27 protein-coding genes are annotated in these 26,644 nt (G+C 55.2%); 9 read left to right on the top strand and 18 right to left on the bottom strand.

Annotated elements, in window-relative coordinates; genetic code table 11:
• Nucleotides 1–139 precede the first annotated feature (139 nt).
• The 3 genes from ACQGQ5_RS01815 to ACQGQ5_RS01825 are packed head-to-tail and all read right to left on the bottom strand — an operon-like array spanning nt 140 to nt 2,272.
• Nucleotides 140–1,075 (bottom strand): TIGR01212 family radical SAM protein, encoded by a 936-nt coding sequence (locus ACQGQ5_RS01815; RefSeq protein WP_455734895.1) that lies wholly within the window; start codon nt 1,073–1,075, stop codon nt 140–142.
• Nucleotides 1,072–1,587 carry an HD domain-containing protein gene (locus ACQGQ5_RS01820; protein ID WP_455734896.1) on the bottom strand — a complete coding sequence of 172 codons (516 nt, stop codon included), beginning with the start codon at nt 1,585–1,587 and terminating at the stop codon, nt 1,072–1,074. The genes ACQGQ5_RS01815 and ACQGQ5_RS01820 overlap by 4 nt, the downstream gene beginning before the upstream one ends.
• Nucleotides 1,588–1,615: 28 nt before the next feature.
• On the bottom strand, nt 1,616–2,272 hold the full coding sequence (locus tag ACQGQ5_RS01825; RefSeq protein ID WP_455734897.1) for a Crp/Fnr family transcriptional regulator: 657 nt from the start codon (nt 2,270–2,272) through the stop codon (nt 1,616–1,618).
• 346 nt (nt 2,273–2,618) lie between these two features.
• On the opposite strand from ACQGQ5_RS01825, the gene ACQGQ5_RS01830 reads away from it, so the two are divergent.
• A complete protein-coding gene (locus ACQGQ5_RS01830) occupies nt 2,619–2,993 on the top strand; it encodes a VOC family protein (protein WP_455734898.1) in 375 nt (124 codons plus the stop codon).
• A 116-nt stretch (nt 2,994–3,109) separates the two neighbouring features.
• On the opposite strand, the gene ACQGQ5_RS01835 is transcribed toward ACQGQ5_RS01830, so the two are convergent.
• Together ACQGQ5_RS01835 and ACQGQ5_RS01840 are read right to left on the bottom strand one after the other, a co-directional pair.
• Nucleotides 3,110–4,057: a bile acid:sodium symporter family protein gene (locus ACQGQ5_RS01835; protein ID WP_455735135.1), complete on the bottom strand. Its 948-nt coding sequence runs from the start codon at nt 4,055–4,057 to the stop codon at nt 3,110–3,112.
• Between the two features lie 37 nt (nt 4,058–4,094).
• Nucleotides 4,095–5,678, bottom strand: coding sequence for a peptide chain release factor 3 (locus ACQGQ5_RS01840; protein ID WP_455734899.1), 1,584 nt, complete (start codon nt 5,676–5,678; stop codon nt 4,095–4,097).
• Between the two features lie 543 nt (nt 5,679–6,221).
• Between ACQGQ5_RS01840 and ACQGQ5_RS01845 the strand changes: the two genes are divergently transcribed.
• Complete coding sequence (locus ACQGQ5_RS01845) at nt 6,222–7,697, top strand: GH25 family lysozyme (protein WP_455734900.1); 1,476 nt, start codon at nt 6,222–6,224, stop codon at nt 7,695–7,697.
• A 112-nt stretch (nt 7,698–7,809) separates the two neighbouring features.
• On the opposite strand, the gene ndk is transcribed toward ACQGQ5_RS01845, so the two are convergent.
• Nucleotides 7,810–8,214, bottom strand: a complete 405-nt coding sequence (ndk, locus tag ACQGQ5_RS01850; protein WP_455734901.1) for a nucleoside-diphosphate kinase — start codon at nt 8,212–8,214, stop codon at nt 7,810–7,812.
• 226 nt (nt 8,215–8,440) lie between these two features.
• On the opposite strand from ndk, the gene ACQGQ5_RS01855 reads away from it, so the two are divergent.
• Nucleotides 8,441–8,611, top strand: coding sequence for a hypothetical protein (locus ACQGQ5_RS01855; protein ID WP_455734902.1), 171 nt, complete (start codon nt 8,441–8,443; stop codon nt 8,609–8,611).
• Nucleotides 8,612–8,750: 139 nt separating this feature from the next.
• Here the strand turns inward: ACQGQ5_RS01855 and ACQGQ5_RS01860 are convergent, their stop codons facing one another.
• From ACQGQ5_RS01860 to ACQGQ5_RS01910, 11 genes are all read right to left on the bottom strand, one after another.
• Nucleotides 8,751–8,903, bottom strand: coding sequence for a hypothetical protein (locus tag ACQGQ5_RS01860; protein ID WP_170949883.1), 153 nt, complete (start codon nt 8,901–8,903; stop codon nt 8,751–8,753).
• Nucleotides 8,904–8,915: 12 nt separating this feature from the next.
• Nucleotides 8,916–9,050 (bottom strand): hypothetical protein, encoded by a 135-nt coding sequence (locus ACQGQ5_RS01865; protein WP_455734903.1) that lies wholly within the window; start codon nt 9,048–9,050, stop codon nt 8,916–8,918.
• Between the two features lie 66 nt (nt 9,051–9,116).
• A complete protein-coding gene (locus tag ACQGQ5_RS01870) occupies nt 9,117–10,001 on the bottom strand; it encodes a tocopherol cyclase family protein (RefSeq protein WP_455734904.1) in 885 nt (294 codons plus the stop codon).
• Complete coding sequence (locus tag ACQGQ5_RS01875) at nt 9,994–11,328, bottom strand: FAD-dependent oxidoreductase (RefSeq protein ID WP_455734905.1); 1,335 nt, start codon at nt 11,326–11,328, stop codon at nt 9,994–9,996. Before ACQGQ5_RS01875 ends, ACQGQ5_RS01870 begins: the two co-directional genes overlap by 8 nt.
• Before the next feature lie 106 nt (nt 11,329–11,434).
• Nucleotides 11,435–13,168: an ATP-binding protein gene (locus ACQGQ5_RS01880; RefSeq protein WP_455734906.1), complete on the bottom strand. Its 1,734-nt coding sequence runs from the start codon at nt 13,166–13,168 to the stop codon at nt 11,435–11,437.
• Between the two features lie 12 nt (nt 13,169–13,180).
• Nucleotides 13,181–13,876: a winged helix-turn-helix domain-containing protein gene (locus ACQGQ5_RS01885; protein WP_455734907.1), complete on the bottom strand. Its 696-nt coding sequence runs from the start codon at nt 13,874–13,876 to the stop codon at nt 13,181–13,183.
• Between the two features lie 10 nt (nt 13,877–13,886).
• On the bottom strand, nt 13,887–14,552 hold the full coding sequence (gene phoU, locus ACQGQ5_RS01890; protein WP_455734908.1) for a phosphate signaling complex protein PhoU: 666 nt from the start codon (nt 14,550–14,552) through the stop codon (nt 13,887–13,889).
• Nucleotides 14,553–14,624: 72 nt separating this feature from the next.
• Nucleotides 14,625–15,380: a phosphate ABC transporter ATP-binding protein PstB gene (gene pstB / locus ACQGQ5_RS01895; RefSeq protein ID WP_455734909.1), complete on the bottom strand. Its 756-nt coding sequence runs from the start codon at nt 15,378–15,380 to the stop codon at nt 14,625–14,627.
• A 12-nt stretch (nt 15,381–15,392) separates the two neighbouring features.
• Complete coding sequence (gene pstA / locus ACQGQ5_RS01900) at nt 15,393–16,265, bottom strand: phosphate ABC transporter permease PstA (RefSeq protein ID WP_455734910.1); 873 nt, start codon at nt 16,263–16,265, stop codon at nt 15,393–15,395.
• The gene (gene pstC, locus ACQGQ5_RS01905) at nt 16,255–17,613 is read right to left on the bottom strand and encodes a phosphate ABC transporter permease subunit PstC (protein WP_455734911.1); all 1,359 of its coding nucleotides are present in this window, start codon (nt 17,611–17,613) and stop codon (nt 16,255–16,257) included. The genes pstA and pstC overlap by 11 nt, the downstream gene beginning before the upstream one ends.
• Nucleotides 17,610–18,488, bottom strand: a complete 879-nt coding sequence (locus tag ACQGQ5_RS01910; protein ID WP_455734912.1) for a phosphate ABC transporter substrate-binding protein — start codon at nt 18,486–18,488, stop codon at nt 17,610–17,612. Before ACQGQ5_RS01910 ends, pstC begins: the two co-directional genes overlap by 4 nt.
• Nucleotides 18,489–18,856: 368 nt before the next feature.
• On the opposite strand from ACQGQ5_RS01910, the gene ACQGQ5_RS01915 reads away from it, so the two are divergent.
• The 6 genes from ACQGQ5_RS01915 (at nt 18,857) to ACQGQ5_RS01940 (ending at nt 24,575) form a co-directional block, all read left to right on the top strand.
• Entirely contained in the window at nt 18,857–19,894 is a 1,038-nt protein-coding gene (locus tag ACQGQ5_RS01915; RefSeq protein ID WP_455734913.1) for an ABC transporter substrate binding protein, read from the top strand.
• A 74-nt stretch (nt 19,895–19,968) separates the two neighbouring features.
• Entirely contained in the window at nt 19,969–20,943 is a 975-nt protein-coding gene (locus ACQGQ5_RS01920) for an ABC transporter permease (RefSeq protein ID WP_455734914.1), read from the top strand.
• Nucleotides 20,940–21,734, top strand: a complete 795-nt coding sequence (locus tag ACQGQ5_RS01925) for an ABC transporter ATP-binding protein (protein WP_455734915.1) — start codon at nt 20,940–20,942, stop codon at nt 21,732–21,734. The genes ACQGQ5_RS01920 and ACQGQ5_RS01925 overlap by 4 nt, the downstream gene beginning before the upstream one ends.
• A 394-nt stretch (nt 21,735–22,128) precedes the next feature.
• Entirely contained in the window at nt 22,129–22,977 is an 849-nt protein-coding gene (locus ACQGQ5_RS01930) for an amino acid ABC transporter substrate-binding protein (RefSeq protein ID WP_455734916.1), read from the top strand.
• A 181-nt stretch (nt 22,978–23,158) separates the two neighbouring features.
• A complete protein-coding gene (locus tag ACQGQ5_RS01935) occupies nt 23,159–23,800 on the top strand; it encodes an amino acid ABC transporter permease (RefSeq protein ID WP_455734917.1) in 642 nt (213 codons plus the stop codon).
• A 10-nt stretch (nt 23,801–23,810) separates the two neighbouring features.
• Nucleotides 23,811–24,575, top strand: coding sequence for an amino acid ABC transporter ATP-binding protein (locus ACQGQ5_RS01940; protein ID WP_455734918.1), 765 nt, complete (start codon nt 23,811–23,813; stop codon nt 24,573–24,575).
• 151 nt (nt 24,576–24,726) lie between these two features.
• Here ACQGQ5_RS01940 and ACQGQ5_RS01945 read toward each other — a convergent pair whose 3' ends face one another.
• Nucleotides 24,727–26,520 (bottom strand): aminopeptidase P family protein, encoded by a 1,794-nt coding sequence (locus ACQGQ5_RS01945; RefSeq protein WP_455734919.1) that lies wholly within the window; start codon nt 26,518–26,520, stop codon nt 24,727–24,729.
• Nucleotides 26,521–26,644: the final 124 nt, after the last annotated feature.

Consider the following 26,644-nt stretch of genomic DNA (forward strand, 5'->3'; position numbering starts at 1 on the left):
CTCTTTGAAGGAGTTAACCCCCTCCGGCGCCCCGCTTCCCTCACGGAGGGAGGCTCATTGGATTTTCGCTTTCGCTTTAACACGATTTCTCATCTTTCGATACTCTCGGAGCGCTTTTCGGTTGAAAAGGCGCTCTTTTTTATACATATCGTTTTCCCTGCCAGGTATCCTTCTGGACAAGCGCACGGTCGATGCCGCCGAGCACGGCGATTTTATCCACACCCCAGAGCGGCGCGATCAGCTGATCGCGGGCGCCGTCCCCCGTGATCCGTTCGATCACCGTTTCGGGCGGCAGAACCTCCAGCTGGGAACAGACCACGTCGAGATACCCTTCCCTGGTCATGGGGACGACTTCTCCCGCCGCAAGCTGGCTCTCCATAGGAGTCCCCCGCATGACCTGCAGGAGATGGATTTTCACCGCGTCCGCCCCCAGCGCGCCGACCGCCCGGGCAGTGTCCAGCATCATTTCAGGGGTCTCCCCCGGAAGCCCGTTGATGATGTGTACGCAGACACGGATGCCGCGGGATTTGAGCGCCTGAAAAGCCTCTGTAAATACGGCACAGGAATGGCAGCGGTTGATTCTCCTGGCGGTGGCGTCATGGATGGTCTGCAAGCCCAGCTCCACCGTCAGATACGTTTTTCCGGACAGTCCGGCAAGATAATCCATCGTTTCGGCTTCCAGAGCGTCCGCGCGCGTGGCGATGCTGATCCCGCACACGCCTTCGGCGCCCAGGGCGGATTCATACAGCTCCCGCAGCCTGGGAAGCGGCGCGTAGGTGTTGGTATGCGCCTGAAAGTAGGCAATCACATCCGCGCCGGGTGTTTTTTCGCGCACCCGATTGAGCTCCATGCGCACCTGCTCGGCGACGCTCCTGTCCGCCCCGTGGGTAAAGTCCCCGCTGCCGGACAGGCAATAGGTGCAGCCGCCGAAGCCTTTGGAGCCGTCCAGATTCGGGCAGGTGAAGCCCGCGTCGATCACCGCCTTGAAAACCCGGCGGTCAAACCGCTTTTTCAGATGATAGCTCAGCGTATGATACCGTTTATTGTCATTGGAATAAAGGAAAGGACTTTTCAAACCGACGCTCCGTCCCGGGAGTTCAGATACATTTCAGAAAGATATTCCTTACCTGTTTCCGTTTTGAAATATTTTTGCAGAACGGACCGCGCCTGCGCTTCGGCCATACCGTCCTCATAAAGGTTGACCAAAAAATCCGCCTCGACCAGAATCTGATAATCCGGGCCGCTGATTTCGGTATAGGTGTGGTGGCGGCCGATCAGAAAACAGACTCGGTCGATCACCGCCCGCGGGATACCGGCCTCCAGAAGAATTTTTTCCGCGACCGGGGGGCCCTCCAGCTCCTGATATTTTCCGGAGGAGGAGCCGTATTTCCGTTCGCTGTTCCGGATTCCGATATCGTGAAGGATGGCGGCAAGCTCCAGAATCTCCATTGTATTTTCGTCCAGGCCTTCCAGCTCGCCGATGGACTTTGCAAATGCATATACCTTCAGCGCGTGCTGTACCCTTTTCGGGTCCCCCTCGTTGTAGCGGACCATGGCTTTCAGAATCCGGTTGTTTTGGCTGTTCATTTGTCTCTCCCCTTTCGTTTTCAGGTTTCTACTGCACAAAGCTTTTCAGCTTTTCCACGTCGAGCAGTTCGAAGCTGTCCCCGCGAAAGGCGAGGATTCCCTCATCGCGCATCCGGCCGAGCTCGCGGGACATGGACGGGCGGGAAACATTGAGAAAATCCGCAAGCTCATTGCGGTTGTACGGCAAAGTGAACCGCTGTTTTCCCGATTTGCGGTACTGCTCGAAAAGATAAGTGCAGAGCTTCCCGCGCATACTTTTGATCGTCAGAAAGTCGATCTTGCGGTTCAGATACAGCGCCCTGTCCGCCACAAGACGAATCAAATTTTCCGTCAGCAGGGTGTGCCAGCGGCAGGTTCTGCTGCACGGCGTTAAAATTTTAGACGGCAGGATAAACATCACCGTGCTTTTTTCCAGCGCGAAAATCGTCGCAGGGGAACGCTGAAGATCGGACAGAGCCGCCACTTCCCCGAAAATTCCCCCGGGCTGGATTTTATTGAAAACGATCCGTTCACCGAGCGGGGTTTCCTTCGTCACCGCGACCGCGCCGTCAAGCACGATTCCGATTTCCTGCATCGGCCCCGAGGCCTGAGCGACCAGACCGCCCTTTGCGTAATCCGCTCCGCGGGGAGAAAGGCAGTTCAGCATCTGTGCGATCTCGGCCGGGGTGATGCCCTTGAACAGCACGCACTTTTCGAGAACGCCGATGAATGTCTCAAAAATAAAATCACTTCCCCTTGAGGTTGTTTTCCCTTACTGTAAACCCGTATAGCCGCAGTCCTTACAACATTTCCAGTTGATTCTGCAACAAGATTTCGTTTCTTCCCCGCCAAAGGCGGGGAAGAAACGTGTTTTGTCTCGCAAACTGAAATGGAGTTGCTGTTGGGCATGGGCATATTGGAAATACTTAAAATGATTATAGCTTGATTTTATTAAAAAAACAACCGGAGCGCTCCGCTTTTGGACGAGCGGATCATTGAAAAGCAGCCCGATATGAAATATAATAAATCCATAAAAAGACGGAGGTGTTTTTATGAAAGCGAAATTTCTGCACAACAACCTGAATGTGTTTGATTTAGACAAAAGCATCGCGTTTTACAAAAAGGCGCTCGGGCTGACGGAAATCAGGCGCAAAACCGCCTCGGACGGCTCCTTTACCCTTGCGTTTTTAGGGGACGGGCAGACGGAGCATCAGCTTGAGCTGACCTGGCTGCGCGACCGTAAGGAACCGTACAACCTAGGCGACAACGAAATCCACATCGCGTTCGGTGTGCCCGACAAGGCGGAAGCCTACGCCCTGCACAAGGAAATGGGGTGCATCTGCTACGAAAACCACGACATGGACCTGTATTTTATCGCCGACCCCGACGGATACTGGCTGGAAATTCTGGCGGAAGACAGGAACTGAACCGACAGCCAAAAAACGCGCCCCGACCCGGATCAAACCCCCGGTCAGGACGCGTTTTTTATCTTTTCAATTTATGTAAACATGGAAGACAGGCGGAAAAATGCCTTCTTAAAAAATCAAGCTTCTTTCCGAACGCCGCAGCGTTTTACAAGCAGCTGGGCAAAACAAGCGGCCAGCACCTGCTGAAAGAGCGTCCCGATCATAACCGGGAACATGACCTCCGCCGGAAAATACGCCGCGGCAATGACCGCGCCCGCGCTGATATTTCTCATCCCACAGCCGAACGTCATGGATACGACCAGCTCCCGTTTCAGCTTCAGCACCGCCGCAAAGGCCCAGCCCAGCGCGTACCCCAGCACGGCAAGCAGCAGAATGGACCCGGCCACCGCAAAGAGACGCGGCGTCATGTTGCGGATAAAGGGCGCCACCTTGGACGAATTGGCGCAGACCACCAGCATCAGCGCGATTTTCCCGAACGGCGCGAGTTTGGGCGACAGGGTCTGTTTGACCGTACCCCCGGTCAGCTGATTCAGCGTCATCCCCACAAGCGCGGGGATGCCCACCATCAGCAAAAGCTCCTTCATCATGCCCACGGTGTCGACCTGCACATTCGAGCCGACGAAAAGACGTAAACTGAACGGCACGCTGAACGGAGCCAGAAGCGTATCGATCAGCAGAAGGGAAAGCGTGAACGGAGCGCTGCCGCAATAGATGGAAACCCACATGGTGCTGACCACGGCGCTCGGCACAACGAATTCCAAAACCATCCCGGTAACGATATACGGACTTTGTGGAAAAAACAGGTTCCCCGCGCTGAGCGCGAGAAGCGGCAGGACCGCGTGCAAAATCAAAACGGACAGAAACAGCGGCAGAGGGTGCTGCACCACCCGCCCGATATCGGAGAATTTTGACCCCAGACTGCCGCAAAAGGTCATAAACGCAAAAATGTAGGGCACCAGAAATAAGATCCGGCCGAACTGGGGCGCGAAAAGCACGCCCATAAAAAGGCAGAGCGGCGTAACCAGCGCCATCCATTTCTCAATAAACGCATTAAAGCTCCTCATAAAGCGCACAAGAGCCCCTCCAATACCGTATCCTCCGTCATCTGCCGAATTCCGCGAGGTTCAGGCCCCGATTGTGCTCCTGCGCCCAGCGGATGCTCCATTCATTCGCGAAAATCAGAAGGCGGCTGCCCTTCAGGTCCTGAATCCGTTTGGTGTCGGACGTCAGGTTCAGCGTCTTGGGGTCAAGCCCTTCGTTTTCGATCCAGCGGATATACTGATACGGCAGCCCTTCCATGCGGATGTCGACGTTATACTCGTTTTTCAGACGGTATTCCAGAACGTCGAACTGAAGGGTCCCCACCACGCCGACGATCACTTCTTCCATACCGCCGCCCAGCTCCTGGAAAATCTGGATGGCGCCTTCCTGCGCGATCTGAGAAATCCCCTTGACGAACTGTTTCCTTTTCATGGTGTCCACCTGCTGCACGCGGTTGAAATGCTCCGGCGCGAAGGTCGGGATCCCGCCGAACAGGAATTTTTGCGGCGGGGTACAGATGGTGTCGCCAATGGAAAAGATGCCGGGGTCAAACACGCCGATGATATCGCCCGCGTAGGCCTCGTCGATCACCTCGCGGTCCTGCGCCATCAGCTGCTGGGGCTGCGAAAGCTTCATCTTCTTTCCGCCCTGCATATGCATGACTTCCATGTTCTTCTCAAACCTGCCCGAACAGATGCGCATGAACGCGATTCTGTCGCGGTGCGCCTTGTTCATATTGGCCTGAATCTTAAAGACAAAAGCGGAAAACTCGTTGGTCAGAGGATCGATCAGGCCGGTGTCCGCCTCTCTGGGAAGCGGCGGGGTGGTCATATTCAGAAACTCCTCAAGAAAAGGCTCCACGCCGAAATTGGTGAGCGCCGAACCGAAGAAAACCGGCGAAAGTTTTCCGTTCCGGACGGCCTCCAGATCAAATTCGCCGCCCGCGCCGTCGAGCAGCTCGATATCGTCCACCAAAGTCCCGCGGTGATCCCCGCCGATCAGGGCTTCCAGCTTTTCATCGTCGAGCCCGACTTCCGTCGCCTCCACCTCCCGCTGGCCGTTGTTGGCGGTAAAGGCGATGATCTCCTTTTTATTCCGGTCATAAACGCCCTTGAATTCTTTTCCCGAACCGATCGGCCAGTTTATGGGAAAGGTCTGGATGCCCAGTTCCTTTTCGATCTCTTCCAGAAGGTCGAACGGGCTTCTGGCTTCCCTGTCCATTTTATTGATAAAGGTAAAAATAGGGATATGCCTCAGCGTGCAGACCTTAAAAAGCTTGCGGGTCTGCTTTTCAACGCCCTTGGAAGCGTCGATCACCATGACGGCGGAGTCCGCCGCCATCAGAGTGCGGTAGGTGTCCTCTGAAAAATCCTGATGCCCCGGGGTGTCCAGAATATTGATACAGTAGCCGTTGTAATTGAACTGCATAACGGAAGAAGTAACCGAGATTCCCCTCTGTTTTTCGATCTCCATCCAGTCGGAAACCGCGTGCTTCGCGGTCTTTTTCCCTTTGACCGAACCCGCCAGCGCGATGGCCCCGCCGTAAAGCAAAAGCTTTTCCGTCAAGGTCGTCTTTCCCGCATCCGGGTGGGAAATAATAGCGAACGTCCTTCTTCTTTCAATCTCATTTACATAACTTGACAAATTACTTCCTCCAACCAATACAGCATTTTCAGTTGATTCTACAACAAGTTTGCGTTTTCCTCCCGCCTTCGGCGGGGGGAAAACGTGTTTTGTCCCGCAAACTGAAATGAAATTGCTGTAAAAATACACTTGTCCATTGTAAAGCATTTACTGAAAATAATCAAATATAATTTTGCCGTTTATAATTTTGCCGTTCTTTTCGGCGGGAATAAAAAAGCAAAAGGGAATTTATCCCAAAAAGCAGGGGGCAAATCCGGGGCTTTTAAAACGCAATCCCAGAAATATTCAGGAAAACTGCCACTTTTTGCTCTTTCCGGTCCGTTTTGTTATTCTTTCAGGGGAATTTGACGTATTTTGGGGGATGGAGTTTTTTGGTGTATTTACTTGACATAATTAGTAATAAAAAATATAATTGAGATTGTATCGTTCCTGCTGTATTGTGCAGTGTTGCTACTTCAAAACCGAGAAGAAAAAATGCATGCCTTTTGCGAATTTCAGTGGGTAAAAACATGGTGGACCAACGAAAACAATTGGAGGAAAATTATGAAAAGAAAGCTCGTCTCTCTCGTATTGGCGCTCGCAATGATTGTATCGCTCTGCACAACTGCTGCTTATGCGACGGACACCGGCACCATTACCAACGCGGCCATGACTCTTGACAGCACCAAGCTGGCTTTAAGAGTCGGCGAAAGCGCTTCCCTGACGGCTTCCGTTATGGGATGCATCATGAGCGACGCTGTTCTGACTTCCAGCGACCCCGGCGTGGCGACCGTCGTAGGCAATACGGTAACGGGCGCCGGTCTGGGAAAGGCGGTCATTACGGCGACAACAAGCGACGGACAGACCGCGGCCTGCAACGTACACGTGGTCCTGAAGGGAATTGATGTTTCCGCCTGGCAGGGCGGCATTGACTGGAGCAGTGTAAAAAGCAGCGGCGTTGATTTCGCTATCATCCGCACCGGCTACGGCAGCGAGCAGTGGGATAAGCAGACCGACGCTTATTTTAACGCCAACTACGAAGGGGCCACCGCGAACGGGATCAAGGTGGGCGTCTATCACTTCAGCTACGCAACGACCGTGGCGGCTGCCGCTGAGGAAGCGAGAATGTGCCTCAGCATCTTAAATGGCCGCAAGCTCGATTACCCGGTCTTTTACGATATTGAAGACAGCACCCAGCGTGTTCTTTCGCGGGAGCTTCTTTCCAGTATCGCTCAGACCTTCTGCTCCGCGATCGAAAGCGCGGGCTACAAGGCCGGTATTTACAGTTCTCCCAGCATCTTCAACTCCAACCTCTCCAGCTCCGTTCTGGACCCCTACGACAAATGGGTGGCGCATTGGGGCGTGGACGTCGCCCGGTACAGCAATCCGTATACCGTATGGCAGTACGGTTCCGCGACTGTTCCCGGGATCAGCGGCGCGGTCGATCAGGACTACTCCTATGTGGATTACTCCTCCTCCAGCCAGCCCACCAATCCGGTGCAGGATCCTGCTCAGACGCCCTCTGCAACCACTTTCAAATCGGATACCACGGCGCCGTATTATTTCAGCGCCAACAGCTCCTATATCTATAAAATAACCACCACCTCATCCGTCATGCCGCAGGCGGTTTCATCCAACCCCTCGGCGGTTTCCGTGGCGTTTTACCAGAAAACGGCGGGCGGTTATCTTTATCGGATCACAAATGTGAACCAGGGCTCCGCTACTATTACCACCACCCTGGGGGACCTTTCCACCTCCTTCACCGCCAACGGCAAGGCGGCCGGGGTAATCTCCGACACGACCTATCCGTTCACGATCAAGCGGGGCGCTACTTATCAGTTCAAATTTACCGCCAACGGCACCAGCGACGTTCCGGCATTCGTTACGGGGAACGGCAGCGTGCTCAAGCCCGTCCTTCAGCAGAAGGTCGGCTCGAGCTACTATTATAAAATCAGCGGCCTGAGCGCGGGGTGCGCCGGCGTTTATTCCATACTGCCCGGCCAGCAGGCGGTCCGTCAGTGTATCGTGACCGTGGCGTAATATAGGAAAACGGGGCGTATCAGAAATCATACAAGGCGGCGGAGAATTCTCCGCCGCCTTTTTATCGCCTGTTTTCTCATGGAAAAACGGAATGGAAGGGCTCGCCGGCCGTTCACTGCCGGGCAAAAAAACGCCTGATTTCGATTTCCGCGCTTTCCGCTGAATCCGAGCCGTGAATCAGGTTCTGCCGGGTGCTGAACGCATAATCGCCGCGGATGGTTCCGGCGGCCGCGTCCTCAAAGCGGGTGGCGCCGATGATCTTGCGCGTTCCCTCAACGGCGTTTTCCCCCTCTACAATCATGGCGAGCACCGGACCGGATACCATGTATTTGACGATGTCGGGGAAAAAAGACTGGTCCGCAAGGTGGGAATAGTGTTCCCGCAAAACGGCTTCGTCCAGCCGTAGCATTCTGGCGTCCGCAATTATGTATCCCTTGTCCTCAATTCTTGCAATAATTCTGCCCGCCAGCCGCCGTTTCAACGCGTCCGGCTTCAAAATGATACAGGTTCTTTCCATCGTTTCATCCTCCTGTCGTCATTGATGATTCCTTTGATCTTTCATTCAGTATATCATAATTTCCGGAAGTTTTCATGGAAACGGATTTTTCTTTTCCTGCTTTTCCGTTTATGGAAAAGTCCGTCCATTGAATATCTTTAATAAAATAAATTTTCAGGCTGCTATAACGGAAATCCGCTGAATGATTTGACGCTGCGGGCTAACACTAATCCGGGAGGTGATAACGGTGGAGCTTCCGCTGGGTTTTGGCATGGCGCTCGCCCAAAACGTGCAGGCAATGGAACATTTTTCGGCTCTTCCTCAACAGAGGCAGGAGGACATTGTCCAGCAGACGCACGCGATCCAGTCCAAGCAGGAAATGCACGATTATGTGCAGAGCCTGATAAACAAATATTAACAGTCATATCTCTGCTGAGCGCGGAGAAGATATTAGCGGCGGGGCATTTATCATCTTTATAAAAACGTGCCTTGTGCATGGATATATACCCTGTTAGGGCGAGGCCCAAACCTCGCCCGGTCTACATATTGGATTCCCGCTACATGGGCGGGGCTTTCTCCTTGGTACGCTTTGCTTTCCCCTGAAGCTCCGGAACGGGCTGAACATCATTTTTCGGGATATGCGTCTTATGATTGCTTTCCGTTCCGTGCGGCTCCTTTGGGTCCGGCCGTCTCATCCCTGCTTTTGCCAAGATTCTTCCCCCTTAAACGTCGTTGTTTTTGATGGACTGTTTTTTGGCGTTTTTATTTTGATTCTGATTTTCCCGGGTAACCGGCGTCTGTCCGTTCGCCTTTTTCACCCGGCTTTCCTTGTTGTCCGGCTGGCTGTCCTTCGGCAATGCATCCACCTCCCTTTGCCGTTATTATGTGCATAGGGAAATACCTTATGCAGTTTTAAGAGGGCGCTATTTTACATACTCGTACCCCGCGTCCCTGCCGGTCAGGTCAAAGAGAAGCGTATTGCCCTCATACAGACGGAACCGTACGCCGGAGGACATGTTTTCGCGGATGATCCGGGACATTTCGCCCGACTGCGGCGCAAACAGCTTGTGGGCGGGCCGGGAGAGGATGTCCGCTTCCAGCAGATATTTCCCCTGCTTCAGAAGAAATCCCTGCTCCGTACAGCGAAGTATTCTGACGCCGAGGTAGGTGGCAAAACGGTATTCCCTGCCCTGAAAGCAGACAACGGCAATGCATCCCTGAAAATGAAACAGTCCAAACGGAATTTTGGCAATGGAAACCATTATGCTGCAGGAAGGATCGGGAAAACGGTTGCACTGCACCCAGAGATAGCTGGAGGGAAACGAAGTCCCCCAATCCTTTTCAATGTATCCGTCGCCCCCGCCAAAATCGATTTTTTCGCCGTTCAGGATCATGGAACCCGTCAGGGAATGTTTCATGCTGATGACGCCGTGATTGCACTCCATAAAGGGAACAAAGCGAAACGGACCCATAATGTCCGACGCAATCGGTGTAAGCGGACCGTAGCGGATATCCCCCGTGCAGCGGATGTCCGGGCCGGCCAGATCGATATGAACGCCCTTCTCGGTAAAAATATTTCTGCCGACGCGTACGGAAAAACGTTTCCGGCAGACGCGGAACGCGGAATACGGATAAGCCAGCTGAAAAGAGCCTTCCCGGGTAATCACCTGAAGGAAGGCTCTTTTTTCCCCCTGCGGGCTGAAGCTGACCCCCGGGATAAAGGCGGCGGCGCCGTCCGCGTTTTGGTGCTTGAAGTACCAGCCCTCGAAGAAGGAACGGGTTTTGTGAAGAGCGCGGTAATCAGTCATGCTTGATCCCCCTTAACGCGGGATCGCCGATCAGCTCTCCCTGCGCGGTAAATCTTGACCCATGGCAGGGGCAGTCCCACGTTCCTTCCTCCGGATTCCAGTGCAGGCGGCAGCCCAGGTGCGTGCATTTCCGTTCCGGCACGGAAAACAAGCCGGCCGTCAGTTCCACGGCGGAGGTTCCGAAGTCGGCCAGCATGTTTTTCGCGGACGCCGCCGCGTGGAAGCGCTGGGGAGAAAAGACTTCCGCTTCCCCGTTCCTTCGCCCGCAGATCATATCCGTAAGGATCATGGCGGAGGCCATGGAGGTCGTCATTCCCCATTTTTGAAAGCCCGTCGCCACATACAGGTTCGGGGTGGACGAAGCGTAGCGGCCGATATAGGGAAGATTGTCCCACGTCACGCAGTCCTGCGCGGACCAGCGACAAACCTCCTCGCTTTGCGGGAAAAACTGCTTGGCCGCGCTGCGGAGCTTATCATAGCAGCCTGTTCCCGGATGCTTGCCCGTGCGGTGCCCGGCCCCGCCCAGAAGGACATACTCCCCGTAGGTGCGGAACGAATAGCCGTCCGGGTCCGCGTCGATATACATCCCCTCGAGCCGGCCCGCATTTTTCAGCGCGATGACATAGGAGCGCTCCTGATGCATCCGCGCGAAGTACCAGCCGGGAACATTGACGATCGGGAAATGCGTGGCAATGACGATCTGGTCCGCCGTCACCCTGCCCCGGTTGGTAATAATCGTATCGCCGCGGACGATCAGCGCCCTGGTGTTTTCATAAACCGTAAGGTCCGCCGAGATGGATTTCAGGAATTTCAGGGGATGGAACTGAGCCTGACCGTTGAATTTCACCGCCGCCGGAACCGGAAACGGCAGGTCGGTCTCCGTTGTAAACTCCGCGTCGATACCCAGCTTTTCCGCCGCCTGCGCCTCGGACATCAGTTCCTCTTCCCTGTCGAGGGAATAGACGAAGGCGGGTTTTATTTCAAACTCGCAGTCAATGCCATTCTCTGTAATGATCTTCTCAAACTCGCCGATTGCCTTTTGGTTGGCAACGGCATATTGCCTTGCGGATTCTTCCCCGAAGTCCCGGATCATACTGTCATAAATCAGATCATGCTGCGAGGTGATCTTTGCCGTTGTGTTTTTGGTCACGCCGCCTGCGGTCTGCTCCGCTTCCAGCACAGCGACGTTTCGTCCCTCCTTCTGCAGAAGGTACGCGGTCAGAAGTCCGGCCATACCCGCCCCAATCACCGCGGTATCGACCACGATGTCGTTTTTCAGCGAATCTCTTTTCGGAAAGCCGCAGCTTTCGCTCCATATTGATTTCATTTCAGATCCCTCCGCCATTAAGGTTTACGAAAAGAAAAACAATATGCAAAAAGCCGCCTGATTTCCGGCGGCTTTTTTCACAGGGCGGATTTCTTTCCCGCTCCCGTTATCCCTCGCTCAATGCAAGGGGCAGACGGACGATAAAGGTGCTGCCCTTTCCGACTTCGCTTTCCACGCCGACCTCTCCGCCGTAAAGCGCGGCAAGGTGCTTGACGATGGACAGCCCCAGCCCGGTTCCCCCGATTTTCCGCGAGCGGCTGGCGTCCACGCGGTAGAAGCGCTCGAACAGCCGGTCAAAATGCTCCGGCGCAATGCCGATCCCGGTATCCTTCACCCGGATGACCGCCATCTGACGCTGGCGGCGCGCCGTCACGGAGACGCTGCCGCCGGACCTGTTGTATTTGATTCCGTTTTCGATCAGATTACCGAACATCTGCTGAAGCCGGGTCGGGGAACAGGCTACAAACAGCGTGCTGTCGGCGTCCAGCGTAAGTCCGATCTGATTTTTTTCCGCCAAAGGTCCGAGCCGCCCGATGCACTGCTCCAGCTCGTTCCGGACACTGCACCGGCGCACCGAAGGGTCTTCCTTCGCATTCTCAATCTGCGACAGCGCCAGCATATCGTCGATCAGCCGGTGCAGCCGTTCGGCTTCTATATCCAGTACGTCGTAGAAATAGCGCCGGGTCTCCTCGTCCCTGTCCGCGCTTTTTAAAAGCTCGATACTGCCGCGGATGGAAGTCAGCGGTGTTTTCAGCTCGTGGGTGACATTGGCCACGAACTCGCTTCGCATCTGCTCCAGCTTGTGCATCCGCGTGACGTCGGTGATGACGGCGAGGGTGGACTGCTCCTGCGGCCCCGCTACGGGAGAGACATAAACGGTAAACTGCTTTTCATTGGGTCCGCCCAGCACCGTCTCTTTTCCGGCCGCGGAGTTTTCAATGGCACGCTTCATCATCTTTGCGATTTTTCCGATCAGCAGGCTGCCCTCCAGCTTTCCTTTTTCGGCAAGGCTCTGCTTTTCCAGAAGGCGGCGGGCGCTCTGGTTCAGGAACAGGATTTCATTTTCGGCGTTGACCGCGAGCACTCCGTCGTCCATGCCCTGAAGCACGCCCTCCAGCTGATTCTGTTTGCTGACCAGCTGGGAAACGGCTGTCTCGGTGCTCTGCGCCATCGTGTTGAAGGAACGGGCAAGCTCCCCTACTTCATCCTTGTAGCTCCCCGTCACACGGCTCGAATAATCGCCGCCGGAGATTTCCCTCGCCGCGTCGGTCAGCTGCTTGAGCGGCTCCGTCGTGCGGTAAACAAGAACGCCGGTCACAACGCAGACAACGGCGATGCCCAGAAGCATGCTGAGAGCGGCGACCATCCACAGCCGGTACAGGACCCTGTCGAGGTCCGCGGTGGGAAGCGCGGCGCGGATAAAAAAGCGGTCCCTGATATAGACGGCCTCGTAATAATAACGCTGGTTCAGGCTTGCGCTGATGCGCGTATCGTATCCCCGGCCGTTTTTCCGCGCCTCGATGATCTCCGGCCGGCCGCTGTGGTCCTGATTGATCTCTTCCCTGGCGCTGTCGCCGGTCACCTTGCCGTCCAGGCCGATGATGCTGATGCGCATTTCCTGGCCGTTTTTTTCCAGCTCGACACCGACGTTGGTCGCGGCGGCCTCGGGGTCGCGCCCGATCTCTTCGAGCTGCGTGGAAAGGATGCTCAGCGCGGTGTCGAGCCGCCGGGTGAATTCGGTCTGATACTGCCGCTGGATCTGAAGCGCGGCAAGCAAAAAAGCCGCGATAAATCCGACCACGATAATGGCCGCATTGCCGAGCATCAATTTCCTTTTCATAGCCGCCTCCGATCAATTCTGTCCGCTGAATTTATATCCCACCCCGCGCACCGTCTGAATATAGGCCGGGTCGTCGGGATTATTCTCTATTTTCTGGCGCAGGTAGCGCACGTGGACGTCCACCGTCCGGGTATCGCCGTAGTACTCGATTCCCCACACCTTATCCAGAAGGGTGTCGCGGGTAAGCACCTTGCCGCTGTTTTTCATCAGCATGACAAGCAGGTCGAATTCCTTCACGGTCAGCTCGACCGCGGCATCTCCTTTGGTCACGCTGTGCCGGGTGATATCCACGGTCAGGCCGCCGCTTGTCAGCACCTGATCCGCCGCGGTCTCCTGCCGCGCCGCCCTGCGCAGAACGGCCCGCACGCGGGCGCAGAGCTCCTTGATGCTGAACGGTTTCACAATATAATCATCCGCGCCGATTTCCAGCCCCAGCACGCGGTCGATTTCTTCGCCCTTCGCCGTGAGCATCAGCACCGGCACGGCGCGCGTGCTCTCGTTTTCCCGCAGCATGCGGCAGACGGCAAGGCCGTCCGGCTGCGGCATCATCCAGTCCAGGATGATCGCGTCCGGCACCCGCTGCCGGACAGCGTTCATCAGCCGGGTCCCGTCCGGAAACTCCGCGGTTTCAAATCCGCTGTCCTTCAGCCCGAAAGAAACCAGCTTGCGGATATTCAGCTCGTCGTCCGCAATATAAATCAGAGCCATGTGATCCTCCTTAGCTTTCTTTGGTATTCAGGTCGGGATGCATCCCGGTCTCCATATAAATAACCCATTCGGCGATATTGGTGGCGTGGTCGCCCATGCGCTCAATATATTTTGAAATGAAGAGAAGGTCGACCTCGCGCATCACGTTCTGCGGATTCCGGGTGATGATGCCGCAGACCTCCAGTATGATTTTCGAGAACATGCCGTCGACGATATCGTCGCTTTCACAGACCGCCTGAGCCGCTTCCACGTCGCGGCTGAGGAAAACGTCCATTGCGCGGCGGAACATGTCGTGCGCCGCCTCCAGCATCTGCACCACGTGCGTGATGGCCAGGCTGTTGGTGTTCAGCTCCCCGATGGTAAGAATATCGCAGATATCCGCACACTGGTCGGCCTCGCGTTCAATATCCGTCAGGATTTTCAAGCAGGCCGCAATCACCCGCAGGTCCGTGGCGATCGGCTGCTGCATTGCGATCAGGTTCATGCACATTTTCTCGATATTGTGCTCGAGCCGGTCAATTTCATTGTCGCCGTTCGCAACCTCCGCGGCCTTTTCCAGGTCCATGGTGCGCAGGGCGGCAATCGTGTCCTCTATGCGCTGATTGACCGTGTTGCCCATGTCTGTCATCTGTGTGATCAGACTGGCAAGCTCCCGGTCAAAGATTTTTCTCGGCATGATATTTCCTCCTTTATTATACGATTTCCTTTCTGAAATAGCTATAGGCAGCCGGCTTTTCCGACCGCAAAATCACCCGAAACGTCCCGTAATATAGCGTTCCGTGCGCTCATCCTTCGGATTGTTGAACATGGAAAGCGTATCGGTGTATTCCACAATTTCCCCCAAAAGAAAAAACGCGGTCCTGTCGGCGATGCGCGCGGCCTGCTGCATATTGTGCGTCACAATAATCACGGTATACCTGGCGCGCAGATCGTCCATCAGGTCCTCGATTTTCAGCGTGGAAATCGGGTCAAGCGCACTGGTCGGCTCATCCATCAGAATAATGTCCGGCTCCACGGCCAGCGCGCGCGCAATACACAGGCGCTGCTGCTGCCCGCCCGAAAGGCCGAGCGCGGATTTTCTGAGCCGGTCCTTGACTTCTTCCCAGAGCGCCGCGCTTTTGAGCGACTGCTCCACGATTTCATCGAGCTTCTGTTTATTTTTAATCCCGTGAACACGCGGGCCGTAGGCGATGTTGTCGTACAGCGTCATAGGGAACGGGTTCGGCTTCTGGAACACCATGCCGGCGCGCTTGCGCAGCAGGGTAACGTCGGTGCGGGGGTCGTAGATATCCTCGCCGTCGATCGTTACCTTTCCCGTAATTTTGCAGTTTTCGATCAGGTCGTTCATCCGGTTGATCGTTTTCAGGCAGGTGGATTTCCCGCAGCCGGAGGGACCGATAAAAGCCGTTACCTGATTGCGGGGGATTTCCATATGGACGCTTTTCAGCGCCTGGAAATCTCCGTAAAACAAATTTAAATCCTGAATGGATATCTTCGTTTCCATATTTTATCCTTCTTATCCTTTCCTGAGAGTCCTGGAGAGCAGCGCCGCAAGCCGGTTGAGCAAAAAGACCAGAATCAGCAGCACGGACGCCGTGGCAAACGCGATGTGCATGGCGTCGGGCGAGTTGGCCTCCCGCGCGGTCTGGTAAAGGTGCAGGGTCAGCGTGCGGCCGCTCGCAAAGATCTGCCGGACAAATCCCTTCGGCATGTTATAGGACAATCCCGAGGTAAACAGAAGGGCTGCGCTTTCGCCCACGATTCTTCCCATGGCGAGAATCACGGCGGTCAGAACGCCGGGCATGGCGCAGGGCAGCACAATCCCCATCACGACGCGCAGCTTTCCGGCGCCGAGGGCCAGAGCGCCCTCTTTATAGCTGCCCGGGACGGACAGGAGCGACTCCTCCGTCGTGCGGATGATCGTCGGCAGAATGCACAGGGTCATGGTAAGGCATCCGGCCAGAAGCGAGGTCTGCAGGCGGAACAGGATACAAAAGACCGTATAGCCGAACAAACCGAAGATAATGGACGGAATCCCCGAGAGAATCTCCGTGGTAAAGCGGATCGCTTTGACCAGCCTGCCCTGCTTTGCGTACTGCGTCAGATAGATTGCCGAGGAAATGCCGATGGGGGCGGAAATCAGCAGAGTAATGACCACAATATACAGGGTGTTGATGATCATGGGCAGAATGCCCTTCAAGTCGTCATTCGTTTCCGAATAGGCTGTGGAAATGAATTTCCACGAAAGATAGGAGACGCCGTTGACCAGGATGTAGAAAATAATCCCCAGAAGCACGATCACCGTGACCGCCGCCGCGGTATCGATCAGCACCTTCAGGAGGGTGTCGAAGGGGCGCTTCCGTTTTCCGTAAAGAGAGCTACTCGGCATCCATCTGCACCCCCTTCCTTGAAATATAAGTAAAGCTGATATTGACGATCATGATAAACACAAACAGCACCAGACCGATGGCAAAAAGCGCCTGACGGTGCAGACCGGAGGCATAGCTCATCTCCATGGCGATACCGGTCGTCAGGAAGCGCACCGTTCCCAGAAGGGACGGCATATTGGCGACGTTTCCCGCCACCATGATGACCGCCATCGTCTCGCCGACCGCGCGGCCGACACCCAGAATGACGCCCGCAAGGATTCCGGACCGGGCAGCCGGGATACTGACCTTGAAAATCGTGGCGGTGGGCGTTGCGCCCAGAGCGAGGGACGCCTCCCGGTAAGCCTGGGGCACCGCTTTTAACGAGGTCTCCGTTACGCTGACGATGGTGGGAAGCACCATGATCGCAAGAATCAGGATCGACGCCAGCAGGCTGTCGCCGATGGTGTTGTTCCGGAACGGCGGAAAATCGCGGATAGCCGGAACAATGACCAGCATCCCGAAAAAGCCGTAGATGACGGACGGAATCCCGGCGAGCAGCTCGATCGCCGGGTGGACCAGACGGGCAAGCCGCGGTTTCGCCGTTTCCGCAAGGAAAACAGCCGTCAGAATCCCGACGGGAACCCCCAGCAGAATGGCTCCCACCGTCCCAGCGATGGAGGAAAGGATCAGCGGCAGGATGCCGAAGATGTTCGCCTCCGCGTTCCATTCCCTGCCGAACAGGAACTGCCCCAGGCCGATCTGCAGAACGGCGGGAGAGCCCGCGGCGAAAATGTACACGGTAATGAGGACGACCGAGCCGACGGACACACAGGAAAAAACCAGAAAAACGGATTCCGCAAGCTTTTCCGTCCCCTGCGTCCAGATGGACAGGACCGCGCACACGATTCCGCCGACCAGCACGTAAATGGACGGCCAGAGGTAGGCAATCGAAATTTCGCTGATATTCAGCTGCGTGACCGCCGTCTGGATGCCGGAGGTGGTAATCAGGACGATCAGGGGAGTAACCGCGGACAGCACAAACGCCGTTCCGGCCATCACCGGTTTTTTGAGCAGAAGCAAAAGGATCCCGGCGGCCGGAAGAAGCACCCCGGCGATCACCGCAATTCTGGTCAGAAGCGGAATCGTGACAAGGCCGCTGAGCTCCTCCCCCCGTACGCGCATCCCCCTCACCGTCGCCAGCTGGAAAGCGCTGAGGACATATGTTGTATTTTTAAACACAAACTGAATGTATGGAAGAAAAAACGCAAGGACGGAAATAAGGCCGAACAAAATTGCCAGGCCTTTTTTCACACGATTCTTTTTTTTATTCTTCAGCGCGTTCTCCGCGCTGTCCATCGCTATGCTCATTTTGCCAGTACCAGCCCGACTTTCTTGATAACATCCTGTCCTTCGTCCGATTTGATGAATGCAAACCACGCCTTCACAAGATCGCTGTCGATGCCTTTTTTATAGATTTCAAGGAAGGGTCTCTGCGCTTTGTAGCTTCCGTTTACAATATTTTCCTCATTCGCTTTGACGCCGTCGACGTCGACCGCTTTTACGGTATCGTTTACCGAGTCGAGGGAAACGTAGCCGACCGCGCCCTTGTCGCTGCCTACTTTGGTAACCACTTCACCGGTGGAGGAAAGCTCCGCGGCGTATTTGCACTTTTTCTCCACCTTGAAGATGCTTTCAAAGCCGTCGCGCGTACCGCTTGCCGCTTCACGGCCGAGCACCGTGATTTTGGCGTCGCCGCCGCCGACATCTTTCCAGTTTGTAATTTCGCCCGTGAAGATTTTGGAAATCTGTTCGGAGGTAAGGCCGCTGACCTTGTTGTCCTGATTGACCGCGATGGCGATCCCGTCTATGGCGATCTGTACGATCTCATAATCTTCCGGTTTTTCTTCGTCCTTCATTTTTCTGGAAAGGTCGCCGATCAGGGCCGTACCCGCGCTGACCGCCTTTGCCGCGTCACCGGAACCGGTTCCGCTTTTTTCAACCGTTACGCCCGGGTATTTCGCCTGGAAAGCTTCTCCCAGAGCCTGGCAGACCTTCGCCATGGAAGTGGAACCGTTGAGTGTCAGCTTGCCGCTCAACTGCTCTGCGGCAGACGGCCCGCTTTCGGATACCGCCGTATCGGGTACATTTGCGGCGGAAGAAATTCCTTCCACCTCCGAACTGCACCCCACAAATACAGACCCCAGAATCGCAGCTGTTAAAACAGCAGATATGATTTTCTTCATTTTGGACAGTCCTCCTGCAAAATTATGTTTTCGGTTCTTTGATACATTGCCATTTTACGAATCCAATGTTAAATCCCTGTTAAGCTTAGTTTAGATTGAATTTAAATAAATATGCCGCCCATAATCGGCTTTGAAATTCATTTTGCAAAAACATATTTTATCCGCCTGTCACGATTCATTTGAAAGCCTTTTTCAGCCGCCGGAAAGAATTTTGATCGATTTACCGTCACCCGCCGGACATATTTTTTGAAATTAACGATTGACGAACGGGAAAAAATATAGTAAAATTAAGAAATCAATTTAAAGCGATAAAGTATTTATAGCTTTAAAGCAATAAAATCCGAAATAGGCGAGAGGATGGGTATTTCATGAAAAAAACACTCGCATTGCTGTTGGCCGGTGTGATCGCGCTTTCCGCGGCGGCTTGTACTTCCAGTACTTCCGCTTCTTCCGCCGCAGGCCCGGCGGCCGGTTCGCAGGCGGCTTCCGGAGCGGCTGAAAAGAAACTGAAAATCGGCATTGTCCAGCTTGTGGAGCATCCCGCGCTGGACGCGGCGTATAAGGGCTTTGTCGACGGGCTTGCGGAAGCAGGCTATGTCGACGGGAAAAACATTACGCTGGACTACCAGAACGCGCAGAACGAGCAGGCAAACTGTCAGACCATAGCAAGCAAGCTGGTCAACGACAAATCCGACCTGATCCTTGCGATCGCGACCCCGGCCGCTCAGGCGGTCGCGAACACGACCAAGGACATTCCGGTCCTGGTGACCGCGGTGACCGACCCCGCGGACGCGAAGCTCGTCGCTTCCAATGAGAAGCCGGGCGGAAACGTGACGGGTACCTCCGACCTGACCCCGGTGGCCGAGCAGATGAAGCTGTTGAAGCAGCTGGTACCGAACGCGAAGAAGGTTGCGATGCTGTACTGCTCCAATGAAAGCAACTCGAAATTCCAGGTGGAAATCGCAAAGAAGAGCGCGGCCGGGCTCGGGCTGGAAGCGGTGGACGCGACGGTTTCCAATTCCAACGAGATTCAGCAGGTGGTCCAGTCGCTGGTCGGCAAGGTCGACGCGATTTACACCCCGACCGACAACATGATCGCCTCCGGCATGGCGACGGTTTCCATGGTTGCGCAGCCCGCGAAGCTGCCGGTCATCGTGGGCGAATCCGGCATGGTGGAAAACGGCGGGCTCGCTACATACGGCATCAATTACTACAACCTCGGGCTGCTTACCGCGAAACAGGCGGTAAAAATCCTGAAGGACGGCGCAAAACCGGCGGATATGCCGATTGAGTATTCCACCGACTGCGACCTGACCATCAATAAAGAAGTCGCCGAAAAAGTCGGCGTGACCATCCCGCAGGAGCTGCTGGATAAGTCGGGTGCCGCAAGCACCGCCAGCAAATAAACACCAAAAACAGAACAGCACGGCGATAGGAGGAAATCCCCCTATCGCTCATGTTGCGTTAAGGAGAATTTACAATGGGTCTGTTACAGGCAATGCAGGGCGCGGCGGCGCAGGGTGTTCTTTGGAGCATTATGACGCTGGGCGTCTACATCACCTTCAAGGTACTGGATTTTGCCGATCTGACGGTCGACGGCAGCTTTGCCACCGGCGGCGCGGTCACGGCGATTTTGATTTCTCACGGAATGAATCCCTTCCTCTCGCTTTTACTCGCTTTGGCCGCCGGCATGGCCTGCGGCTTTATCACCGGCTTTTTGCACACCAAACTGGAGATTCCGGGGATTCTGGCGGGGATCCTGACCATGATCGCCCTCTACTCCATCAATATCCGCATCATGGGGCAGGCAAACATTCCCCTTCTCGGCATCTCCACCATCATCACCACGATTTCCGGGCTGTATCCGGTGCTCAGCGTGAACATGATCTCGCTCATGATCGGCCTGATTTTCACCGCCGTGGTGATCCTGTTCCTGTACTGGTTCTTCGGTACGGAAATCGGATGCTCGGTCCGTGCGACCGGCAACAACGAATACATGGTCCGCGCGCTGGGCGTCAATACCGACAAGACAAAAATTCTGGGGCTGGTACTGAGCAACGGCCTTGTCGCGCTGTCCGGCGCGATGGTGGCTCAAAGTCAGGGGTACGCGGACGTCGGCATGGGCACCGGCACCATCATGATCGGCCTTGCTTCCGTCATCATCGGCGAGGTGCTGATGGGCAACCGGTTCTCGTTCGCCTACAAGCTGATTTCGGCGGTCGTCGGCTCCGTGATCTATCGCGTGATTATCGCCCTTGTGCTGTGGTTCGGACTGAAATCCACGGACCTGAAGCTTCTCACAGCGGTCATGGTTGCGGTGGCTCTGGCCATTCCGGTTGTGAAGCGAAAGCTTCCCGCCTTTTTTCATAATCTGGCGGAGAAATGGCAGGGTTTCTTCAGCCGCTTCAGGAAAGGCAGAAAAGCATCCGCCGCGAACGGAGGGGAAACAAGATGATTCAACTTACAAATGTGAACAAAACCTTCAACGCCAACACCATCAACGAGAAAAAGGCGCTGGTCGATTTGAACCTGACCATTGAGACCGGCGATTTTATTACGGTCATCGGCGGAAACGGCGCCGGAAAATCCACGCTGCTGAACCTGATCGCGGGCGTTTTCCCCTGTGACGGCGGACAGATCCTGCTGGATGACATCGACCTGACCAAGCAGCCCGAATACCGCCGGGCAAAGCTTCTGGGCCGTGTGTTTCAGGACCCGATGATGGGCACCGCCGCGGACATGGGCATTGAGGAAAATCTGGCCATGGCGTATCGCAGAGGAAAGAAACGCGGTTTGGGCTGGGGAATCAAAAAAGGCGAACGGGCCGTTTATAAAGAAAAACTGGAAACGCTGGAGCTCGGACTGGAAACCAGGCTTTCCAGCAAGGTGGGACTGCTGTCCGGCGGCCAGCGCCAGGCGCTGACCCTGCTGATGGCTACGCTTCAGAAGCCGAAGCTCCTGCTGTTGGACGAGCACACCGCGGCGCTGGACCCCAAAACCGCGCGCAAGGTGCTGGAGCTGACCGACGAGATGGTCAGCCGGGACAGCCTGACCACGCTGATGGTCACACACAACATGAAGGACGCGATCCGGCTGGGCAACCGCCTGATTATGATGCACGAAGGCAGAATTATTTTCGATATCAAGGGCCAGGAAAAGAAGAACCTGCAGGTAAAGGACCTGCTTGAAAAATTCGAGACCGTGAGCGGAGACACCATGGACAACGACAGAATGCTCCTGTCATAACCCCAGGTAAGAACCAGCCGCGTTTCAGGCTTTTTTGTCTCCCTCTTTGAGGGAACCGGCAGGCAACGGGGTACTCCCTCCGGCGCGCCGAGCGCGCCGCCTCCCTCAAGGAGGGCGGCTCATGAGGTCTGTGCTTGTTTTTCGCACGATTTTCCGAAACCTGACAGTTTTTCGATGTTCCTGGGCGCGGCGGATTTTACGCCGCGCCCTCTCTGTGCCTTTTTTCTTTTCCGATCGGTATATTTTGTCCATATCGCGGGGAAAAGAAGCGGGATTTCCGGTTATCCTTCGTACAATATCCCCAAATTTTTAAATACCTCTTTACTTTAGCGTGCTAATAAGGTAAAATACTGATATCGGAGAGTCCAACGAGAAGAGAAGCGGGGTATTTAAAATGAAAAAAATATTGTCTTTATTATTAGCGGCGGGCATCGCCCTTTCCTGCGCCGCCTGCGGCGGCACAGCCGCCGGCAGCGCGGGTACCGCGTCGGGAGCGGACGAATCCTGGACCAAGGTTGAGAAAGCGGGCAAGCTGGTGCTCGGCCTTGACGACGCCTTCCCCCCGATGGGGTATGTGGACACCAAAACGGGCGAGCTGGTCGGTTTTGATATCGACCTTGCCAGGGAAGCCTGCAAACGCCTCAACATCGAGCTGAAAACACAGCCGATCGACTGGGACAGCAAAACCGCCGAACTGAGCAACGGCAACATCGACTGCCTGTGGAACGGTTTCAGCAAAACCGACGAGCGCGAAAAGGAATTCCGGCTGAGCATCCCTTACATGAAAAACGAGCAGATCATCCTGATCAAGACGGATTCCGCCTATCAGGGGCTTGAGTCCCTGGCCGGAAAGACCATCGGCGTGCAGTCGGATTCTTCCGCGGAGGCCGCCCTGAACAAGAACGAGGATTTCAAGAAAACCTTAAAATCCGTCGTACAGATCGACGACTATTCCAAAGCGGTCATGGAGCTGCAGAACGGCACCATTGACGCGATCAGCATTGACGAAGTGGTTGCGCGTTACTACCTGACCAACAACCCGGGCGCCTATAGGGTGCTTCAGGACAAGGACGGCAAGGACGCTTCTCTCGCCACGGAGGATTATGTCATCGGCTTCCGAAAGGCGGACAGCGCGCTGACGGAAAAAATCAACGGCGCCTTGAAGGAAATGACGGCGGACGGCACTATGGCGACGATTTCCCGAAAATGGTTCGGCGAGGATGTTACCACCGTAGAAAAATAGAGTGATTTCACGTTGTATTCTGAGGGATAACCGAAAAATCCATGTTATAGCTGTCGTCTGGGACACTCTCTTCACTCAGAAGGACAGATTCAGATTTTTCCCCTGCGCGGCATAGAGCCGGACTCCGTCCGGTTCTGTGCCTTTGGCTTTTTTACACAAACACGTTATGGAGGTCGCGTTCATGAATTATCAGGCGCTTTTGACACAGATGCTGGAAGCAACCCTTATGTCGCTGCGTATCTTTTTCGTCACGCTTATTTTTTCGCTGCCGCTCGGGCTGCTGGTGGCCAAAGGACGCATGACGAAGGTCAGGGTCGTCAATCTTCCGGTCAAGATTTACATACTGCTGATGCGCGGAACACCGCTGATGCTGCAGCTTCTGTTCTTCTTTTATGCCCTGAAGCCCCTGTTCGGGATTCAGCTGGACCGCGTTCTGGCGGCGGAAGTCGCCTTTGTCCTGAACTACGCGGCGTATTTCGCGGAAATCTTCCGCGGGGGGATCGAGGGGATTCCCCGCGGTCAGCACGAGGCGGCAAAGGTGCTCGGTTTTACGCGCGGCCAGACCTTCTTTCGCATCATCCTGCCGCAGGTCGTCAAGCACATCATCCCGCCGATGGGAAACGAGTTCATCACGCTCGTGAAGGACACCTCCCTGGCGCAGGTGATCGGCATTGTCGAGCTGCTCAAGGTAACCTCCAACTGGGTCTCCTCGGCGGTCAACATGACGCCGCTGGTGATTGCCGGCGCGTTCTATCTTGTGATGAACGGCGTGGTCACCCGGTTCTTTACGATGGCTGAAAACCGGCTGAACTATTATCGTTAGGAGGATGAAAATGCATATCTTAACCGCTAAAGACATCTGCAAAAGCTTCGACGGCACAAAAGTGCTGAACGGCATTTCAATAGAGGTAACCAAGGGGCAGGTACTCGCGGTCATCGGGCCGTCCGGCTCGGGAAAAAGCACCCTGCTGCGCTGCGTCACCCAGCTGGAAACGGTGGATTCCGGCGAGATCACCATCTGTGGAGATACGCTGGTGAAAAACGGCGAAAACGGTAAAGCCGTGTATTCGGACAAGGCCGCATGCAGCAAAATCGGGCTGCATATCGGGTTGGTTTTCCAGAATTTCAACCTTTTCCCCCACCTGTCCGTGATGCAGAACATTACGGAAGCGCCCATCCGCGTACTGCGCCGTTCGAAGACGGAAGCGGAAACTGCCGCAAAAGAGCTTCTGAAGAAAATGGATCTGGCGGATAAGGCGGACGCCTACCCCTGCCAGCTTTCCGGCGGACAGCAGCAGCGCGTATCCATTGCCCGCGCGCTCGCAATGAATCCGGATATCCTGTTTTTCGACGAGCCGACCAGCGCGCTCGATCCGGAGCTGACGGGAGAAATCCTCAAGGTCATCCGCGAGCTCGCGGCGGAGCATATGACGATGGTGGTCGTCACCCACGAAATGAAATTTGCCCGGGACGTGGCCGACTACGTGGTCTTTATGGACAACGGAACGATTGTTGAGCAGGGAAATCCGGAACAGCTTTTCGGCAATACGCAGAACGACCGCACCAAAGCCTTCCTGTCCCGTTTCAATGAAAATTAAGGAACGTTAAAAAAGACGACAAAACGAATTTGCAACACAAATCGCAAAGCAGCGCCTCAAACGAAAAAATGCGCCCTGAAACGGCTTTGAAAGCCCAATCAAGACGCATTTTTGATTTTTCTGTAATGCTGTTTTCAACCGCTTCTTCGCTTTATGCCCTTTCGACCGGCCGGGTATGGTCCTTCAGCCACTGGAGCTCTTTTCCGGAAAGGCCCGGGGAAAGCTTTTCGCAGACCGTCCGATGGTAGTTGTTCAGCCATTCCAGCTCGTCGTCCGTCATCAGTTCGGTCAGGATCCCCGCGGTATCGATCGGAAAATAAGTAACGGGTTCAAATTTTAAGAACTGCCCGTACTCGTTATTGACAAAATCGGTGACAAGAAGAATGTTTTCAGTGCGGATCCCGTGCTTGCCCTCTTCATAAATACCGGGTTCGTCGGTGATGGTCATGCCCTTTTTGAAGACGACATTGTTGTTGATCCTCAGGTTCTGCGGGCCCTCGTGCACCCCGCTGAACATGCCCACGCCGTGGCCCGTGCCGCAGCGGTAGTCGATGCCGTGCTTCCAGACCTGCTCGCGGCTGAGGATATCGATGTTCCCGCCGGTGCAGCCCTCCAGAAACACGGCCGCAGCCAGCGCGATATGCGCTTTCAGCACGTAGGTGTAATGCTCCTTTTCCTCCCGGCTGAGCGGTCCTAAAACGAAGGTGCGGGTGATGTCGGTCGTCCCCTCCAGATACTGCCCGCCGGAATCGATCAGCAGGAAGCCCCGGTTTTTCAGGGTGCTGCAGGTTTCCGGCTTCGGGCTGTAATGCATCATCGCGGCGTTCGCGCCGTAGGCCGCAATGGTGCCGAAGCTTTCGCCCTTATTGTTCGGCTGCTTTGCCCTGCACTCCCGCAGCAGATCGCAAACGGTGCATTCGGTGACGGTCTCCCCGTTCTTCATCCTGTCCTCGAACTGGACGCAGAACGCAACGAGCGCGTGGCCGTCCCTGATATGCGCCTCCATGATATTTTTAATCTCCGTTTCATTCTTGACCCCCTTGAGGGCAATGACGGTATCGCCGCCTTCTTTGACGGTCACATGCCTGTTCTGCTGCAGCAGCTGATACAGGTCGTAATTCACGTTGACCGGGTCGACCAGAATCGTCTTATCGGAGCTGATTTTTTCCAGAGCGCGGTCGATTTCCTCGTATTCCCTGACCGTGACGCCGTTTTCCTTCAGATAGGCAAGCGTTTCCGGCAGGACGCGGCCGGTATTGATAAACAGGTATGCGGAATCGGTATAAACCATCGCGTAGGAAACCGCGAGCGGGTTATATTCGATGTCGTCCGCGCGGATATTCATCAGCCAGGCGACGCAGTCCAGTCTGGTAAAGATTTCCCCGTCGGCATGCTGCTTTTTCAGCTCAGCGCGAACCTGTTCCAGCTTTTCTTGGCAGGTATAGCCCGCGTACTTTACGTCGTGGACAAACACCTTGCTCGCGGGCATTTCCGGCCTGTCCGTCCAGATATCCTGAATGAGGTCGACCGCCTTGATCTTCAGCTTTTTCCCGGCAAATTTCTCCTGCATTTCCTCGACGGCGGCGGCGGAAAGCATCTTGCCGTCAAATCCGACCGTTGCGCCCTCGTCCAGCTCCTCGGCCAGAAATTCGGTATAGGTCGGCACGCCCTTGACCGCCATGCGGTACAGGGTGATTTCGCTGCCCTCCAGCTGGTGCGCGGCCTGGATAAAATACCGCCCGTCCGTCCAGAGCCCGCTTTGCGTTTCTGTAACCACCAGCGTTCCCGCGGAGCCGGTAAAGCCGGAAAAATAGCTTCTTGCCGCCCAGTAAGCGGGCAGGTACTCGCTCATATGAGGGTCGGCGGAAGGCACGATACAGGCCTGCACGCCGTTCTGCTGCATCTGGCGGCGCAGCGCGGCAAGCCTTTCATTTACGCTGTTCATGATTCATTTCCCCTTCTATCTTAAAATGGCATCTTCCCTGAATCTGTATTACAGATTTCCAGTCGATTCCGCAGCAAGTTTCTGTTTCTCCCCCGCCGAAGGCGGGAGAGAAACGTGTTTTGTC

It is taken from the genome of Caproiciproducens sp. (genome assembly GCF_053840905.1).